Origin of the sequence: Methylobacterium sp. PvP105 (genome assembly GCF_017876975.1) — a bacterium.
In the GTDB taxonomy this organism is placed as follows: Bacteria; Pseudomonadota; Alphaproteobacteria; order Rhizobiales; family Beijerinckiaceae; genus Methylobacterium; species Methylobacterium radiotolerans.
Window position 1 is genome coordinate 371,941 of record NZ_JAGIPA010000005.1, and the last position, 15,940, is coordinate 387,880.

The 15,940-nt window shown below is 72.3% G+C and carries 16 protein-coding genes; 5 read left to right on the forward strand and 11 right to left on the reverse strand.

All coding sequences use genetic code 11. The features are described 5' to 3' along the window. Nucleotides 1-12: 12 nt before the first annotated feature. Nucleotides 13-897 carry a plasmid partitioning protein RepB gene (repB, locus tag J3A75_RS35265; protein ID WP_312892954.1) on the forward strand — a complete coding sequence of 295 codons (885 nt, stop codon included), beginning with the start codon at nt 13-15 and terminating at the stop codon, nt 895-897. 1,075 nt (nt 898-1,972) lie between these two features. On the opposite strand, the gene J3A75_RS35270 is transcribed toward repB, so the two are convergent. The 6 genes from J3A75_RS35270 to J3A75_RS35295 all read right to left on the reverse strand — a co-directional run bounded on the left by J3A75_RS35270 (nt 1,973) and on the right by J3A75_RS35295 (nt 7,338). After that, a complete protein-coding gene (locus tag J3A75_RS35270) occupies nt 1,973-2,245 on the reverse strand; it encodes a hypothetical protein (protein ID WP_043074702.1) in 273 nt (90 codons plus the stop codon). Between the two features lie 382 nt (nt 2,246-2,627). After that, nucleotides 2,628-3,656 carry an amidohydrolase family protein gene (locus J3A75_RS35275; RefSeq protein ID WP_029358926.1) on the reverse strand — a complete coding sequence of 343 codons (1,029 nt, stop codon included), beginning with the start codon at nt 3,654-3,656 and terminating at the stop codon, nt 2,628-2,630. Between the two features lie 155 nt (nt 3,657-3,811). Beyond that, a complete protein-coding gene (locus J3A75_RS35280; protein WP_012329652.1) occupies nt 3,812-4,951 on the reverse strand; it encodes a hypothetical protein in 1,140 nt (379 codons plus the stop codon). 158 nt (nt 4,952-5,109) lie between these two features. After that, nucleotides 5,110-5,706: a thiamine pyrophosphate-dependent enzyme gene (locus J3A75_RS35285; protein ID WP_012329653.1), complete on the reverse strand. Its 597-nt coding sequence runs from the start codon at nt 5,704-5,706 to the stop codon at nt 5,110-5,112. Beyond that, complete coding sequence (locus J3A75_RS35290) at nt 5,694-6,230, reverse strand: thiamine pyrophosphate-binding protein (RefSeq protein ID WP_209651315.1); 537 nt, start codon at nt 6,228-6,230, stop codon at nt 5,694-5,696. Before J3A75_RS35290 ends, J3A75_RS35285 begins: the two co-directional genes overlap by 13 nt. A 142-nt stretch (nt 6,231-6,372) precedes the next feature. Further along, a complete protein-coding gene (locus J3A75_RS35295; RefSeq protein ID WP_059409474.1) occupies nt 6,373-7,338 on the reverse strand; it encodes a LysR substrate-binding domain-containing protein in 966 nt (321 codons plus the stop codon). A 272-nt stretch (nt 7,339-7,610) separates the two neighbouring features. Here J3A75_RS35295 and J3A75_RS35300 point away from each other — a divergent pair, with 272 nt between their 5' ends. The 4 genes from J3A75_RS35300 (at nt 7,611) to J3A75_RS35315 (ending at nt 11,365) form a co-directional block, all read left to right on the forward strand. Next, a complete protein-coding gene (locus tag J3A75_RS35300) occupies nt 7,611-8,918 on the forward strand; it encodes an MFS transporter (protein ID WP_029358921.1) in 1,308 nt (435 codons plus the stop codon). Between the two features lie 3 nt (nt 8,919-8,921). Beyond that, nucleotides 8,922-9,830 carry an ABC transporter substrate-binding protein gene (locus tag J3A75_RS35305; RefSeq protein WP_116656723.1) on the forward strand — a complete coding sequence of 303 codons (909 nt, stop codon included), beginning with the start codon at nt 8,922-8,924 and terminating at the stop codon, nt 9,828-9,830. Between the two features lie 173 nt (nt 9,831-10,003). Continuing rightward, nucleotides 10,004-10,783, forward strand: coding sequence for an alpha/beta fold hydrolase (locus J3A75_RS35310; protein WP_209651316.1), 780 nt, complete (start codon nt 10,004-10,006; stop codon nt 10,781-10,783). 168 nt (nt 10,784-10,951) lie between these two features. Beyond that, on the forward strand, nt 10,952-11,365 hold the full coding sequence (locus J3A75_RS35315; RefSeq protein WP_012329659.1) for a thioesterase family protein: 414 nt from the start codon (nt 10,952-10,954) through the stop codon (nt 11,363-11,365). Nucleotides 11,366-11,483: 118 nt separating this feature from the next. Here the strand turns inward: J3A75_RS35315 and J3A75_RS36890 are convergent, their stop codons facing one another. The 5 genes from J3A75_RS36890 to J3A75_RS35340 form a co-directional block, all read right to left on the reverse strand. Further along, a complete protein-coding gene (locus tag J3A75_RS36890; protein WP_234742334.1) occupies nt 11,484-11,753 on the reverse strand; it encodes a helix-hairpin-helix domain-containing protein in 270 nt (89 codons plus the stop codon). A 654-nt stretch (nt 11,754-12,407) separates the two neighbouring features. Beyond that, the gene (locus tag J3A75_RS35325) at nt 12,408-13,355 is read right to left on the reverse strand and encodes a PDR/VanB family oxidoreductase (protein ID WP_012329661.1); all 948 of its coding nucleotides are present in this window, start codon (nt 13,353-13,355) and stop codon (nt 12,408-12,410) included. A 14-nt stretch (nt 13,356-13,369) separates the two neighbouring features. Beyond that, nucleotides 13,370-13,939 carry an MOSC domain-containing protein gene (locus J3A75_RS35330; RefSeq protein WP_012329662.1) on the reverse strand — a complete coding sequence of 190 codons (570 nt, stop codon included), beginning with the start codon at nt 13,937-13,939 and terminating at the stop codon, nt 13,370-13,372. Next, complete coding sequence (locus J3A75_RS35335; protein WP_024827311.1) at nt 13,936-14,325, reverse strand: RidA family protein; 390 nt, start codon at nt 14,323-14,325, stop codon at nt 13,936-13,938. The genes J3A75_RS35330 and J3A75_RS35335 overlap by 4 nt, the downstream gene beginning before the upstream one ends. 93 nt (nt 14,326-14,418) lie before the next feature. Continuing rightward, complete coding sequence (locus tag J3A75_RS35340; protein WP_409518696.1) at nt 14,419-15,747, reverse strand: MFS transporter; 1,329 nt, start codon at nt 15,745-15,747, stop codon at nt 14,419-14,421. Nucleotides 15,748-15,940 lie beyond the last annotated feature (193 nt).

Here is a 15,940-nt window from a genome sequence, read left to right on the forward strand (position 1 = left end):
CCCCCTCCCCCGGTGGCGGAGAAGCGGCCCGCGGCGGCGCGCTCGATCGCCGCCATGTGGGCGGCGGCCCGTCCTGTAGCCGCGCAGGACGGGGCCGTGGTGGAACTCGATCCGGGTCTGTGTGAGCCATCCGCCATCGCCGACCGGGTGCCCGACGCGACGGACGCGACGTTCGAGGCCTTCGTGGATCAGATCCGGGAGGAGGGCCAGCATACCCCGATCCTCGTTCGCCGGCATCCGACCAAGCCCGACCGCTACGAGATCGCTTACGGGCGGCGACGGACGCGGGCGGCGACGGCGCTGGGCAAGCCCGTGCGCGCCGTCGTGCAGGACCTGACCGACGCCGAGCTCGTGATCGCACAGGGCTCAGAGAATCTGGCGCGCGAGGATCTCAGCTACATCGAGCGTGCCCATTTCGCCCGGAACATGGAGCGGGCCGGCATCGCGCGCGACCTGATCCTGAAGGCGATGGCCGTGCATCGGACCGAGCTCGACCGCTATCTCGACATCGCGGAGAGCATCCCTGCCCCGGTTCTGACGATCATCGGTCCGGCCCCGAAGGTCGGTCGTCCGCGCTGGCTGACGCTCGCCGACCGGATCCGAGCGGCGAGCCCGGAGCGGATCGCCGCCGTCCTCGCCTCGCCGAAGCTGGTCGGCAGACCCTCCGATGAGCGCTTCGCCGTGATCCTGACCGAACTCGCCGCGCCGCAGCCGCAGAAGGCGAAGCCGAAGGCCGAGACGCTGAAGGATCCCAGAGGCCTGAAATTCGCCCGCGTAGAGCGGAGCACGACCGGTCTGCGCCTGACGCTCGATGAGTCGATCGCGCCCGGCTTCGGTGATTACCTGGCCGACCGGTTGCCCGAACTCCTCGCAGCCTATCGAACGAGCCGAGGCTGACCACCCCAGGCGCCGCAGACCGAGGCGGCGTTGGGGAGATCTGGAGATCGGCTGTGCCGGATGCACAGCCGATCTCCCGAAGCTTTGCCGGCGACGATGGCGGAAGCCGCACCGAGCGTCTTCTCTCCGAGTGACGCGCGGCCGCATGGCCGGTCAGGATCAGTGCTGTGATGTCTCCGACGGGCGCGATCGTTCCGCGCCTGGTCGCAAAGGGGATCGCGCCCTCACCGCTCGCCGGAAGGCGGTTCGCCCGGAGGGGAGGGCGCTGCGCCGACGAGCGCCGGACGCGCAGGGGATGCCCGGACACGTCGGCCGTCGCCGATCTCGAGGGCCGGATCATCGGGCGGCGGCCCCTCCGATTCGAGGGGAGGGCCTCACCGATTGGTTGGCCGGAGCGGCTCCCGATATCGGACAACGGGCTGCTGCATTGGCCGCTCGGGTGAGGTGCGTCGGCCCGATCCCTGACGCATTTCCGGTGGAGCCGGCCTTCGCGGTGGTTAGCTGCGGGAGAGCCTGAGAACTGGCGCCGCGCGGTCTCTCGACGCCGGCACGGCGAGGCTTCGGAGGGCAGGGGGCGCCAACGGCTGATGCGCCGGAGCGCGATCTCCGACGGCGGCCGGGAGGAGCTGCCGACCCCGTCTTCGGCCTCTTGGGCGACCCCCGACCCGGGGAGGCGACGGTGCTCGCCGCGACGCCGGAAGCTGACCCCGGACGCGGAGCGGCGGTCGTTCAGGGATTGTTAGCCATGTTCCGCGACCCGCCGTGCCGCTCGGAAGCCGGCCACGATCATCGAGGCGCACACGCCCGGGGTAGGGCACCGTGACGACATCCGTGGCCGCGCCTTCGGAATCACACCCGTCGAAGGGGCCTGCTGACGGCTGCGCGACGCGCCCGGATTCTCGGGACCTGTCGCGGCACGGCGCGGGTCGGTGACGCCGGCCGTGTCGTATCCTGGGCCGGCAGGGCAGGGGGACATCCGTCTGGCCACTGCCCACGGCTGGACCCTCCTTCCGGCGGCCGCTCTCGGTCGGGCCGTCAACTGAGCCACGGCGGCTGATTCCGACGCACGGGTGCGTCAGTCCACGCCGCAGGCGAGGATGGCGCGCCGCCGCCGCTCGGCATCCTCCCGGGCCGCCGCCTGCCAGCTTTCCTCGGGCGGCGTGATCTCGACCGTGTCCTGGTCTCGGGCAGGCCGCTCGCCCGGCAGATAGAGGCTGCGCGGGTCGGCGGGCAGGGCACCTGTCGTCTCGGGATCGTCGCCGCAGTTTCCGCCCGGCCGATCAGTCTGGGCGAGGGCGGGACCAGCGCACACAATCATGACCGACGTGAAGGCGATGAGCGTTCTCATGATCGGTGTCTCGACATCCAGGCGCGCTAGAGTGATCTCGGCCGGAAGCGGGCTGCGACCGCCCCGGGCCGACCGGCTTAGCGAAGAGTTCGTTCCAAGGCTTGGCGGCAGCCATGGGCGACGAGCATGCGACCCCTGAGGGCGTTGCGCTTGACGACGCGGCGCCGGACGGCCGGTGCCGGGGCCACCTGGCGGGGGCGCCCGTCACTGCAGATTTTGACGGTGTCTGCCAGACGAGCACGGCGGAGTGGGCGGCCGGATACGCGGCCACGCGGGGCTCGCGCAATCGGCGTTCCCGCGTCGGCAGGAAGCCGCCACCGACCCGATAGGGTCCTCCGGTCCCGCCCGATCCCGCGCGTCGTGCCCGGCAGGGCCGGAAGGGCTACGGCGTCACGCCGACTGACCGGAGCCGCTCGGCGAGGCGCGGATACGCGCGCAGCGCGTTCCCGGCATAGATCTTGGCCCGGTCCGCGTCCGGAATCGCGGCGGCCTCGACGTAGCGCTTGGTGTCGTCGTAGGCGTGGCCGGTCTCGGGATCGATCCCGTTCACCGCGCCGACCATCTCGGAGGCGAACAGCACGTTCTCGCGCGGGACGACCTTGAGCAGCAGGTCGATGCCGGGCTGGTGGTAGACGCAGGTATCGAAGAAGACGTTGCGCATCAGCTCGGACAGCGGCGGCCGCTTCGCGTCCTGGGCCAGCCCCCGGTAGCGCCCCCAATGATAGGGCACGGCACCGCCGCCGTGCGGGATGATCAGGCGCAGCGTCGGGAAGTCCTTGAACAGGTCCGAGGTGACGAACTGCATGAAGGCGGTGGTGTCGCCGTTGATGTAATGCGCGCCGGTCGCGTGGAAGTTGGGATTGGCCGAGGCGCTGACATGCACCATGCCCGGCACGTCGAGCTCGACCATCTTCTCCCAGAGCGGGTACCAGAAACGGTCGGAGAGCGGCGGGTCGGTCCAGTAACCTCCGGACGGGTCCGGGTTGACGTTGCAGCCGACGAAGCCGAGCTCCCGGACGCAGCGCTCCAGCTCGGGTACGCAGGCCTTCGGCGAGACGCCGGGCGATTGCGGCAGCTGGCAGACGCCGACGAAGTTCCGCGGCATCAGGCTCGTCACCCGGTGGATCATGTCGTTCGACACGATCGACCAGTCGAGGCTGGTGCGGGCCGTGCCGATATGGTGGCCCATCCCGCCGGCCCGCGGCGAGAACAGCGCCAGGGAGATGCCGCGCTCGGACTGGAGCTTGAGCTGCCGCCCGCTCACGCTGGCGCGCACCGCGTCGTCGCTGACCCGCAGGTCCGACGGCGCGGGGGACTGGCCCGGGTCGTTGAGCGCGCCGATCTGGCGCTTGCGCCAGTCCAGCAGGGCGGCCGGCTCGGTGGTGTAATGCCCGTGGCAGTCGATGACCAAACCCGTGTAGCGCGACGGCTCGGCACGCGCCGCGCCGGCCGTCATCGCCGCCGCTCCCAGCCCGGCGAGGCGGCCCATGAAGCCGCGGCGGGGCAGGCAGCACGCGCACCGGGCGCCGGCGTCCGGTCCGCCCGTTCCAGGATCCGCCGCGCCGATCATCGCGCGCCGTCCTCCGGCAGGGCGGCGCGCTTGCGCAGCACCATGTCGCCCCGGAACAGGAACTTCTGCGCCCGCTTCCCGGTGTCGACCTCGGTGGTGAAGACGTTGCCCTTGGAGTCGATGGCGAGGTTGTGGACCCAGTGGAAGTCGCCGGCCATCCGGCCGTTGCGGCCGAAGCGGCCGAGGACCTCGCCGGTGTCGCGGCTCAGGGTGCGAACCTCGTTGTTGGCCCCGTCGGCGTTGAGCAGGTAGGTCTGGCGCTCGTCCGGCCACAGGGCGAGTTCCCAGACCGAGCCGTTGGCCCGGGTGTTCTTCTCGACGAACATCTCCTTCACGAAGGTGCCGTCCTTCCTGAACACCTGGATCCGGTCGTTGGTCCGGTCGCAGACGTAGACGAGGCCGTCGCGGGCGATCTGCACGCAGTGCACCGGGTTGGCGAATTGCTGGGACGGGGCCGCCGCCGGATCGTAGGGGCCGAGCTTGTCGTCGGTCGGCGGCTTGCCGTAGGCCCCCCACATCCGCTTGAACGCGCCGGTCTCCGCGTCGAACACGATGACGCGGTGATTGTAGTAGCCGTCGGCCACGTAGAGCTCGTTCGTCTCCGGATCGACCATCATGCCGGCCGGTTTGCCGAGGCGGCTCGTGTCCCGGCTGTCGGTCTGCGGCCCCTGCTTGCCGATCTGCAGGACGAACTTGCCGTCCGGCGTGAATTTCAGGATCTGGCCGTCGGTGTCGCCGTTGCCGGCGAGCCAGACGAAGCCCTTGTGGTCGATGTGGATGCCGTGCTCGTTCTGGGGCCATTGATAGCCCTCGCCCGGGCCGCCCCAGGACTTCACCAGGCGCCCGGCCTGATCGAAGACGAGGACCGGCGGTGCCGGCTTGCAGCATCGGGTGCGGGGCGGATCGAGGCTCGCGGCCTTCTCGTCGTCGGTGAGGGTGCGCGGCCGCTGGATGACCCAGACATTGTCCTGCGCGTCGACCGCGACACCCGCCGCCTGGCCCATGATCCAGTCGTTCGGCAGGCGCTGCGGCCAGGCCGGATCGACCTCGAAGCGCAGCGGCTCCTCGGCGACGGCGGGACCGGCGAATGTCAGGGCGGCCGCAGCCGTCAGCTGACGCAGCACGCGTCGCAGCATCTCGGTTTCCTCTCCCGGCTTTTATTCAATTCGCAGCACCATCAGAGGCTGAAAGGCGGGCCTCGTCCAGCATCGAGCAGCATATCCGGGTGACATCGCGCGACGCTTCCGCCGGGATGTTCCCGGTCGCGCGGTCCCGGCCGCCGCCGGGGCGCGCTCTAGGAAGTCGGGTAGCCGAGCGCGGCCCGGAAGCGGTTCTTGACGTGGACGCCGTCCCGCGGCGGCAGGACGCGCGGTGGGTTCTCGGGACGGATCTTGATCGCCGCGAAGGTCAGGCCCGCCCGGGCGGCGACCCGGTCGCGGAGGGTGTCGAGGCCGGCGCTGTCGGCGATCGCCCGGCTCCACGGGAAGCCGCAGGCCTCCGCGACCCCCTCGAGCGCCAGGCCGCGGCCGGCGTGGCTCGCCTGCATGCCGGTCTCGCCGTAATGGCCGTTGTCGAGGACCGCGACGGTCAGGTTCGGCGGTCGCTGGAGGGCGATCGTCGCGAGCCCGCCGAGCCCCATCAGCATCTCGCCGTCGCCGGTGATCACCAGGACGGGTCGGGCCGGCTGGGCGACGGCGAGGCCGAGGCCGACCGTCGCGGCCGAGCCCATCGCCGCCCACAGGTAGTAGTTTCCGGGATGGTCGCCCGCCGCCATAACGTCGTAGGAGGGCGAGCCGAGCCCGGTGATGACCAGCAGATCGTCCCGGCCGGCCAGGAGCCGCGCCACGGCCTCCCGGCGCTCCAGCGGCCCGCCCGCGCTCACTTCAGCCACGACTTCTCTCCGATCAGTCGCTGCCCCAGCAGCAGGGCGCAGGCGGCGTTGCCCTCGAACGCCATGGTGGCGGCGCCGTGCAGGAGCGGCGCGACGGCGTCCGGCGCGTCGGCCCGCCACGTCATCACGCCCATGAGCTTCAGGGACGCCTCGGTGGCCTGCCCCATGGGGTTCTGCCAGGGATTGAACTCGGCCCAGTCGCCGCGCATCGTGACGACCATGAGGAGCGGGAAGCCGCCGCAGGCCGGCAGCGCCAGGGTGTTGATGCAGTTGCCGACCCCGCTCGATTGCAGCAGCAGCGCCCCGCGCTGCCCGCCGAGCCAGGCTCCCGCGAGGTAGCCGATCCCTTCCTCTTCCGTGGTCAGCACGACGGCGTTGAGATCCGGGTCGGCCTCGGCGAGGCGGATCGCGGTCGCGTGCCCCGCGTCGGGCACGTAGGCCACGTGCCGGACGCCCGCCGCCTTGAGTCCGCGGAAGACGTCGCGGCGCCAGTCCGCCGCGTGGTCCGGTTCCTGGCCCGTCATCGCCCCCCTCATCCCTGCCGCCCTGACCCGTCGGTCGTGGCCGACCCCCGCCGGTTCGGGATGGATCGTAGAGGCGCCGGCCCGGCCCGGGCCAATAGCAATCGGCGAAACGAGAGATGCCGCGGATGTCTAGCTCGGGCGGCTAGGCTCGAGCGTCCCGGCCAGACGCGTGGGCCGCCCGCGACGCGTCCAGCACCTGGCCCATCCAGACGCCGCGCGCGGCGAGATCGGCCGCGATCCCGATCACCGTCTCGCCCACGAGGCGCGCGGCGCGGCTCACCGGCCGGTCGGCGGGATAGGCGACGACCAGCTCGCGGGTCGGACTGGGATCCGTGAGCGGCGCCGCCGTGAGGTCGCCCGCCGCCACCATGGCGTGGACCGGCGCCAGCGGCAGCACGGTGGCCCCGATTCCGGCGCGCACCAGGTTGATCAGCGACTGGAACGAGTCCGCCTCGACGACCACGCGGAGCTCGATGCCGGCCCGCCGGGCACAGTCGTGGGCGATGTCGCGCAGCATGTGACCGGGGCTCGGCAGGACGAGGTCCATGCCGGCGAGGCGGGCGAAGGGCACGGGCGCGCCCGGCTCCTCCCGGCCGCCCGGGCCGACGAGGAGCAGCGTCTCGATCATGATCGGGACGATGCGCAGCGTGTGCAGGCGGCGCGGGTTGTACGACACGGCCACGTCGATCTGCCCGCGCTGCAGCCAGTCGAGGATGTGCCCGCTATAGGCCGCGCTCAGCCGGACCGCGAGGTCGGGATGCGTGCGCCGGAGCGCCGTGACGAGCGGCACCGTCACGATCTCGGCGACGGTCGGCGTGGTGCCGACCGAGACCGTGCCCCGGAACGACGTGCGACCGGACGCGACCGTGTCGCGGATCGCCTCCATCTCGGCCATCACGCGGCTCGCGTGCACCAGCACCGCGCGCCCGGTCTCGGTGATGACCATGCCGCGCCCGTGGCGCTCGAACAGGTCGGTACCGAGTTCCTGCTCCAGCTGGCGGATCTGCCGGCTGAGGGCAGGCTGGGCGATGTTGAGCCGGTCGGCCGCCTTGCTGACGCTGCCGAGTTCGGCGACGTGGATCAGCGTTCTGAGCTGCGCAATGTCCATGGCGATCCACGCGGCGGCCGGGTCCTGCAGCATTACCGGCCGGGCTCCGGGCGCGTTCCCCGGCCGATCGCGACCGCGCGCCGGTATCGTCCCGGGCGATAGCAGGTATACCGAAAGGGTCTTACCGTTGACCGCCGCCGCGGCTCGATAAGGGGTCCGCACGTCCGAGTCTCCCGGACCGAAGCGCCGGGCCTCGGACCCACACCTGCAGGCACGACGACCGCCCGGCGCGTCCGGGCGGCGATCGCCGCCGCGGTCAACGAGGATGCGCCATGATCGGCTCGCGCAGGTTCGCGGTCTACGGGGGCCTCTTCCTGCTCACCTTCGTGAGCTACGTCGACCGCGTGAACCTCTCGGTCGCGGCGGCACCGATCGCCGCCACGTTCAGGCTGTCGCCGATCCAGCTGGGCTACGTGTTCTCGGCGTTCCTCTGGACCTACGTGCTGCTCCTCATCCCGATGGGCATCGCTGCCGACCGGTTCGGCGGCCGCACCCTCACGGCCGCCGCGCTGGCCGTCTGGTCGCTGGCGGCGGTCTGGACCGGGCTCGCCGCCTCGCTGCCGGCCCTGTACCTGGCCCGGCTGGCGCTCGGGGCCGGCGAGGCGGCGAACTATCCCGCCGGCGGCCACATCGCCTGCGCCTGGGCCCCGCGGGACGAGCGGGGCCTCGCCACCGCCTGCCTGAACAGCGGGTCCTACGCGGGGCTGTGCCTCGGGGCGCCCCTCGTCGGCTGGCTCGTCACGGTCTTCGGCTGGCGGGAATCGTTCTGGATCGCCGGCGGCCTCGGGCTCGTCCTGGCCGCCGCGTGGTTCGCCCTGTACCGGGCGCCGGAGGCGGCCGCGTGGCTGACCGACGCGGAGCGCGCCCACATCCTGAGCCGTCGCGGCCCGCAGGGGCGGACCGCGGGCGCGGCGTCCGGCCTGCCCGTCACGCGTCTGCTGCGCAGCCCGTCGATGTGGGCGCTCGCGATCACGCAGGGCTGCACCGTCTACACCAGCTACCTGTTCATGACCTGGCTGCCGAACTACCTCGCGGTGAGCCGCGGCCTCGACGTGCTGAAGAGCAGCCTGTTCACCGCGATCCCCTACGGCATCGCCGCGCTGGTCGGCCTCGCCGTGGGCGCCCTGAGCGACCGGCTCCTGCGCCGGCCCGGAGCGACGCCCGCCGACCGGCGCAAGCTGATCGCCGGACTCCTCCTCGCCTCGTCGGTCATCCTCGCCACGCCGCTCGTCCAGCCGGTCTGGCTCATCCTCTGCCTGTTCGGAGTGTCGCTGAGCTGCGTCGGGACCGTGGCCGGCCTCAACATCGCCCTCACCGCCGACCTCCTGGAGGACGGCGCCGCCAACGGCGCGGCCGTCAGCCTGCTCATCGTCGGCGGGAACACGTTCGGCCTCGCCGCCCCCATCGTCACCGGCTACGTCGTGGCGGGCACCGGCGGCTTCGCCGGCGCGTTCCTGATCGCGGGCGCGCTGCTCCTGGCGGGGGCGCTGATCGTCCTGCTCGGCGCGCGTCGTCCGATCCGCGGGGCGGCCCCGCCGCTGCCCGCCGCGCCGGTTCCCCTGCGCGCCGCGAGCCGCTGACCGATGACCGGGCTCACCTTCGCGGCCGTGTCGCGGAACTACTTCAACCTCCCGGTCTGGATCGCGCAGCACGCCGGCCTGTTCGCCGAGGAGGGCCTCACCGTGGCGATCGAGCTCCACGAGGGCGTCGATGCCGTGACCGAGCGGTTGCGCGACGGGCGGGTCGACCTCGCCTACGGCATCACCGAGCACGTCGTCCTCGACCGGGAGGCCGGGGGCCACCTCACGATCGTCGGCGGCAACGTCAACAAGCTGCCGTTCTCCCTGATCGCCCGCCCGGAGATCCGGGACGTGTCGGGCCTGCGCGGCAAGGTGATCGGCGTCTCGTCCCTGGAGGCGGGCAGCTCGTCCCTGGTGATGAAGCTGCTCGCCGCCCGCGGGCTCACCTATCCCGGCGACTACGCGTTGCGGGCCGTCGGACCCATCCTGGCGCGCTGGGAGCTGCTCCAGAGCGGCGCGATCGACGCCGGCCTGCAGGGGGCCCCGCTCGACGCCGTCGCGATCGACGCGGGCTTCAGCGTCGTGTGCGACCCCCGTGCGGACGTCCCGGACTTCCAGTTCACGTCCCTGAACGTCGACGCGCGCTGGGCCGCGGAGAACGCGGCGATCCTCACGCGCTTCCTGCGGGCGTTCGTGCGCGCCCACGCGCTGTTCTACCGGGATCCGGACACCGCGACCCGCGTCGCGGCGGTCGAGACCGGCGTGGCGCCCGCCTACCTCGCCAGGGCGTGGCAGACCTACACGGACGAAGCGATCTTCCCCCGCGACGGCGACGCGAGCACGGCCGCGGTCCAGGCCCTGATCGAGGTCAGCGCGCTGATCCGCGCGTTGCCGAACCGCCGTCATTCGGAGGCGGACCGCTACATCGACCGGCGCTACCTGCGCGCGGCGCACCGCTCCTTGTCGTCGTGACGCTCGCACCCGCCTGAGACCCGGCCCGCCCGACCGGTTGCCGTCCGCCCGGCAGAGCGCGCCGGGGCCCGCGCCGAGAAGTGCGCCTCGCCGGTCACCGGGTGTATCCTTCCCGCGCCGACGGCGAACGGGGACGGGACGCCCCGCACCGACGCGTCCAGACGGAGGCCCCCATGATGACGCGCAGAACGCTGAACCGCGCGCTCGCCGCCAGCGCGGCGGCCGCGCTGCTTCCCGGCGCGGCCGAGGCCCAGGACCCGCCGCGGGCGCGCAACGTCGTGCTGGTGCACGGGCTGTTCGCCGACGGGTCGTGCTGGTCCGAGGTGATCCCGCACCTGCAGGCGGCCGGCCTCACCGTCACCTCCGTGCAGAACCCGCTGACCACCTTCGAGGAGGCGGTGGCCGCGGCGCAGCGCGTGCTGGCACGGCAGGAAGGGCCGACCGTGCTGGTCGGTCACTCGTTCTCCGGCATGATCGTGACCGAGGCCGGTATCGACCCGAAGGTCTCGGCCCTGGTCTACGTCGCGGCCCGGGCGCCGGACGCGAACGAGGACTACGCGGCGCTGGCCAGGACCTACCCGACACCGCCCGCCGCGGCCGGCATCGAGTTCGACGGTGACGAGGGGCGCCTGAGCGAGGCAGCGTTCCTGCGGGATTTCGCGGGCGATCTGCCGGCCGAGAGGGCCCGGGTGCTGTTCGCGGTCCAGCAGCCGTTCCGCAAGGCCCTGTTGACGGGACGGACCACCCACGCGGCCTGGCGCTCGAAGCCGAGCTTCTACGCGGTGTCGACCGAGGATCGGACCATCGACCCGGACCTCGAACGGTTCATGGCCAAGCGCATGAACGCGCGGACCGTCGAGCTCAAGGCGAGCCACCTGTCGCTGATCTCGCGCGCTCCGGACATCGCGGACCTCATCCTGGAGGCGGCCGGCCAGCCCCGCCGCCGGCGCTGACCGGGCGCGCTCCGCGGTGCTACGGTAATCCCTTGGCGGTCCCCTGGCGGGCCGAGCGGCGGGCAGGGGAGGGGAGGGCTGCGTGCGGCGAAGGCCCGAGGCTGGCCGGACGCGGTCGCGCGGCCCTACCTATCGGTGGTCGGGCTGAAACGGATCTGGAGCGCGCGCATGCAGGACATCCCGTTGGGTGCGAAGGGGAGCTTCGCCATGCTGGTCGGGCCGTCACATCTGGCCAGCCAGTTCAAGGACAACATCCTGCCGCCGGTCTTCGCCACGCCGATGATGGTCCTGATCATGGAGAACGCGGCGCTGAACGCCGTTCGCCAATACCTCGATCCCGGTGAGAGCGCCGTCGGAACGAAGGTGGACGTGACCCACATGGCGGCGACTCCGGTCGGCCACCGCGTCCGGGCAGAGGCCGAGGTCGTCGGCGTCGCCGGACGCCAGATCCAGTTCCGCGTCGCGGCCTGGGACGAGACGGAGCAGATCGGGGCCGGGACGCACGAGCGGATGATCGTCGACATCGAGCGGCTCGGCAAGCGGCTCGCCGGTAAGCAGGCCGCGCCGTCGCGGCGCGTGTAGTCCGGCGCGGCTCGGCACCGCCGCCGGACGCGCATTCACGGCGAAGAACGCGCGTCCCCTGGAGGGCTCACTCCTGACGGCTCGGCGGAGCCAAGCTCTGTCCTGAGGATCGCGACGCTCAATCGGGGCGGCCGGCGCCCGCGGCATCGGTCTGCCGCACCGCGACGGCAGCCTTGATCGCCTCGTAATCGGCCTTCTTCAGGACACGCCGGGTCACGAGATCCTCCGGGGACGCGTAGGGCCGGAACGCGATGATCCTGCGTCCGATCATGCCGGCCCCGAGGGCGTTCAGCTCCTCGACGGACGCCGTGTTGAGGTCGACGCCCTGACCCGGAGAGGCCGGCGGCTGGCCCGAGCCGGACGCGCTGTCGGCCGGCTGCGGCGGCATCGGCCTCGCCGCCGCCCCGCCCGCGGTCGGAGCATCCGGCGGTACTGCCGGGATTGCCGCCGAGATTGCCGCCGAGGACGGCGGGGGGGCCGCCGCCCCGGTCCGCGGCGCCGGGGCGACGCGCTGGGCAGATCCGGAACCCGGCCCCGGATACACGGAGCGGATGCTCTCTCCCTGGGGATCAATCCCGGATCGGTCCTGCTTGGACACGGGTATCGTCGTGGACGCTTGCCTGTCGCGGCTCGCGTGAGGACGGGGTCCGTAGGAAACCCAGAGGCCCGCCAGGACGACTGCGGCCACCGCCAGACCGGCGCTGATGGACAGCGTGGATCGGCTCATTCTCACGACCTCCTCTTGGCGGGCGGGGGACTGCCCCACGGCGATGGCACGATCGAGGCGGGCTAACCCAGCCCGAGCGGCATCGCCATCCGCCGCGCGAGGTTCGCTGATCCGAATCGTGCGGCGCACTGGCGCAGCCACCAAACCGGCGCAGTCTCCAGGCTGGAGCGGGCCGTGCGGCGAAGCGGTCGGCCGGAGACGCCGCTCCGGCAGGTGGACGGGCCCGTGATCTGGACCCGCGCGGCCCGGTCCGAGCCTGGAAGGGCGCCCGCGCGAGACGGTACGTCTGATAATGCCCTTTCGCGGATCCCGTGGTCAGAGGTCGAGCGTCACGGCGTCCCGCGCGCGCGAGACGCAAGCCATCATGCGACTCCGGCGCTTGGTGAGCGGCAGCACCGCGTCGCGGTGGATGACCGTGCCGTCGCGATAGCCGCACTCGCAGGAGCCGCAGACGCCGAGCTCGCAGGAGGACGGCAGGTCGAACCCCGCGCGGCGCAGGACGTCGAGCAGGGACCGGTCGGCGGGGACGTGGAGCACCTGGCCGGTGGAGGCGATGCGCGCCTCGAACGGCTCCGGCACGAAGCCCTCGTCGCGCAGCGGCTCGAAATGCTCGCTGTGCACCCGCTCGACGGGCCAGCCCCGAGCGACCAGGCCCGTCTGCACCGCGTCCATGAGGCGCCGCGGCCCGCAGGCGTAGACGTGCGTCCCGGCCTCGGCCGGGCCGAGGGCGCCGGGATCGAGGCGCCGCCCCTCGGACCCGAACCAGCAGCTGAGGCGCGGCCCGCAGACCGTCCGCACCTCCGCCAGCAGCGGCGCCTGCCCGGGGGAGGGGGCGCAGAGATGGAACGCGTACTCGGCCCCCGACGCGGAGAGCGCGCGCGCCATGGCGAGCAGGGGCGTCACCCCGATCCCGCCGGCCACGAGCAGGTGGCGGCGGGCGTCGGGCTCGAGGGGGAAGTTGTTGCGGGGCGCGGAGACGTGGGCGAACGCGCCCGGCGCGAGCGTGTCGTGTGCCCAGGCCGAGCCGCCCCGGCCGACCGGCTCCCGCTTGATCGCGATCTCGTAACGGCCCCGGTCGGCCGGGTCGCCGCACAGCGAGTACTGCCGGACCCGACCATCCGGCAGGCGCAGGTCGACGTGGGCGCCGGCCGTCCAGGCGGGGAGTTCCGGGCGCGCGGGATGGACGAGGCTGAGGTGCAGCACCTCCGGCGTCGTCGCGACCGCCTCGGCGACGCGCAGCTTCATGATCAGGCGGGCCGTCATCGCGCGCAGCTCCGTCAGTCCAGCAGCTCGATCGCGTCGCCGGGCCGGATCACGCCGCCGCTCTCGATCCCGCAGTTCAGGCCCGAGCGATTGTAGAGCGGCAGGTAGACCGGCATCCCGAGAAGCTCCTCGAGATAACGGCAGGGGAAGTTGAGGCGCCCACCCCGCAGGATCACGGCGCCGACCCGGAAGCGCCGGCCGACCAAGTGGTTGAGCGGCACGCCGCGCACCGTGAGATTGCGCCGATGATCCCCCGGCAGGAGGCGCAGCGGCCCCTCCTGCAGCGGCGGGTCGTTGCGGTTGAGGGCGTCGAGGGCCTCCTGCTCGATCAGCGTGACCTCGCGCACGTCGGGCTTGGGCGAGTAGGTGCCGGTGCCGAGGAAGTAGCGGTCGCCCTCGATCCCGCGGCCGGCCACGCACACGGCCTCGGACAGCGCCTCCATCTCGAAGCTCGCCGCGGGGGCGATGTGGATGTGGGTCAGGGTGCCAACCCAGCCGGTGGCGCCGCCCGGAACCCGAACGGCGGCCGATCCCGCCGCGTGCGCGAACGCCTCGACCATGCGGGGTGCCGTCTCGCTGGTCATGCGGCCTCCGTGGCAAGCGCGATCGCCTCGATCTCGACCCGGGCGTCGCGCGGCAGGCGCGCGACCTCGACGGTGGAGCGGGCCGGCGCCTCGCCCGGGAAGTGCTCGGCGTAGACCGCGTTCATCGCGGCGAACTCGTTCATGTCCTTGAGGAACACCGTCGTCTTCACGACGCTCGCGAGGCTGGCTCCGCCCGCCTCGAGCACGGCGGCGAGGTTGGCGAGGGAGCGCCGGGTCTGCGCCTCGACCCCCTCCGGGAACGCGCCGGTGGCGGGATCGATCGGCAGCTGTCCGGAGGCGAAGACCAGCCCGCCGGCCCGGATTCCCTGGGCGTAGGGCCCGACCGCCGGGGCGGCCTTCTCGGTGCGGATGGTGTGCTTCGTCATGCGGTCGGTCTCTCGCAGGGTTGTTTCAGATAGTGGACGATAATCCACTCTATGGGAAGCGTCCGCGCGCCTTCGGGACGGCCGGCCGACCGGTCAGTCGATCGGCTTCCGCGCCGTTTCCGGGGCGAGGAGCGTGGCGGTCAGCGTGATGCAGGCGAGGGCGATCAGGTAGACCGAGATCGGCCAGGTCGCGCCGGAGCTCCAGCCCAGCAGGGCCGCGGCGATCAGGGGCGTGAAGCCGCCGCTCAGGGCCGCGCCCACCTGGAAGCCCAGCGAGGCGCCGCTGTAGCGCAGGCGCGCGTCGAACAGCTCGGACATCCAGGCGGCGCCGGTGCCGAACATGATCCCCTGGCCGAAGCTCAGCGCCACCGCGACGGTCAGCGTGATGACCATCGGGTCGCGCGTGTCGAGGAGGGTGAACAGCGGGAACGCGAAGGCGATCGAGAACAGGCAGGCGGCGACGAACAGCGTCCGGCGGCCGTAGCGGTCCGACAGCCAGCCGAAGGCCGGCAGGGTGAAGAGCTCGATCACCGCCGCCACCAGGATCCCGTTCAGGATGATGCTGCGCGACAGCCCGAGCTGGCCGGTCACGTAGGAGATCGAGAACACGGTCACGACGCTGACGTAGGCGATCTCCGAGACCTTGAGGCCCACGGCCTTCAGGAAGGTGCGCGGGTGCTCGGTGAGGATCTCCATGACCGGCAGGCGCGCCACCGCGGATTGCCGCTTCACCCGCTGGAAGGCCGGCGTCTCGTGCAGCCGCAGGCGGATGAACAGCCCGAGGCCGACCAGCAGCGCGCTGGCCAGGAACGGGATCCGCCAGCCCCAGGCGAGGAACTCCGCCTCCGGCAGGAAGCCGCACAGCGCGAAGGCCCCGATCGACGCGATGACGCCGAGGGGGTAGCCGAGCTGGACGATGCTGCCGAAGAAGCCGCGCCGCTCCGCCGGGACGCTCTCCACCACCATCAGGACCGCGCCGCCCCACTCGCCGCCGATCCCGATGCCCTGGACCAGGCGCAGCGCCACGAGCAGGATCGGGGCCCACAGGCCGATCTGCGCGTAGGTCGGCAGGCACCCGATCAGGAACGTGCCGAGGCCCATGATGATGATGGTCAGCGAGAGCATCGCCTTGCGGCCGATCTTGTCGCCGAAATGCCCGAAGATGACGCCGCCGAGGGGGCGCGCCAGGAAGCCCACCGCGTAGGAGCCGAACGCCGCGATGGTGCCGACCAGCGGGTCGAAGCTCGGGAAGAACAGCTTGTTGAACACGAGCGCGGTGGCCGTTCCGTAGATCAGGAAGTCGTACCACTCGACCGTCGTGCCGATGACGCTCGACCAGACGATCTGGCGCCGGTCGGCGACCGGCACCGGGCCGGCCTCGAGAGCCGGGGACGCCTCAAAGGGCAACGCGGTATCGGCCACGGCACATCCTCCACTGTGATGGATGAAAATCCATTCTTGTGGAGGCAAGCGGCGTGCCAGCCCGGCGCGCAGCGGCCCGGCGGCCGACCCGTCGCGCAGTGCGGCGCGCAGTGCGGCGCAAGGTGCAATTCGGCCGCCCCTGCGTTAGGCGGGGGCGACTCTCTCGGTGCCGCGCCCCGGTCGCGCGGGCCGG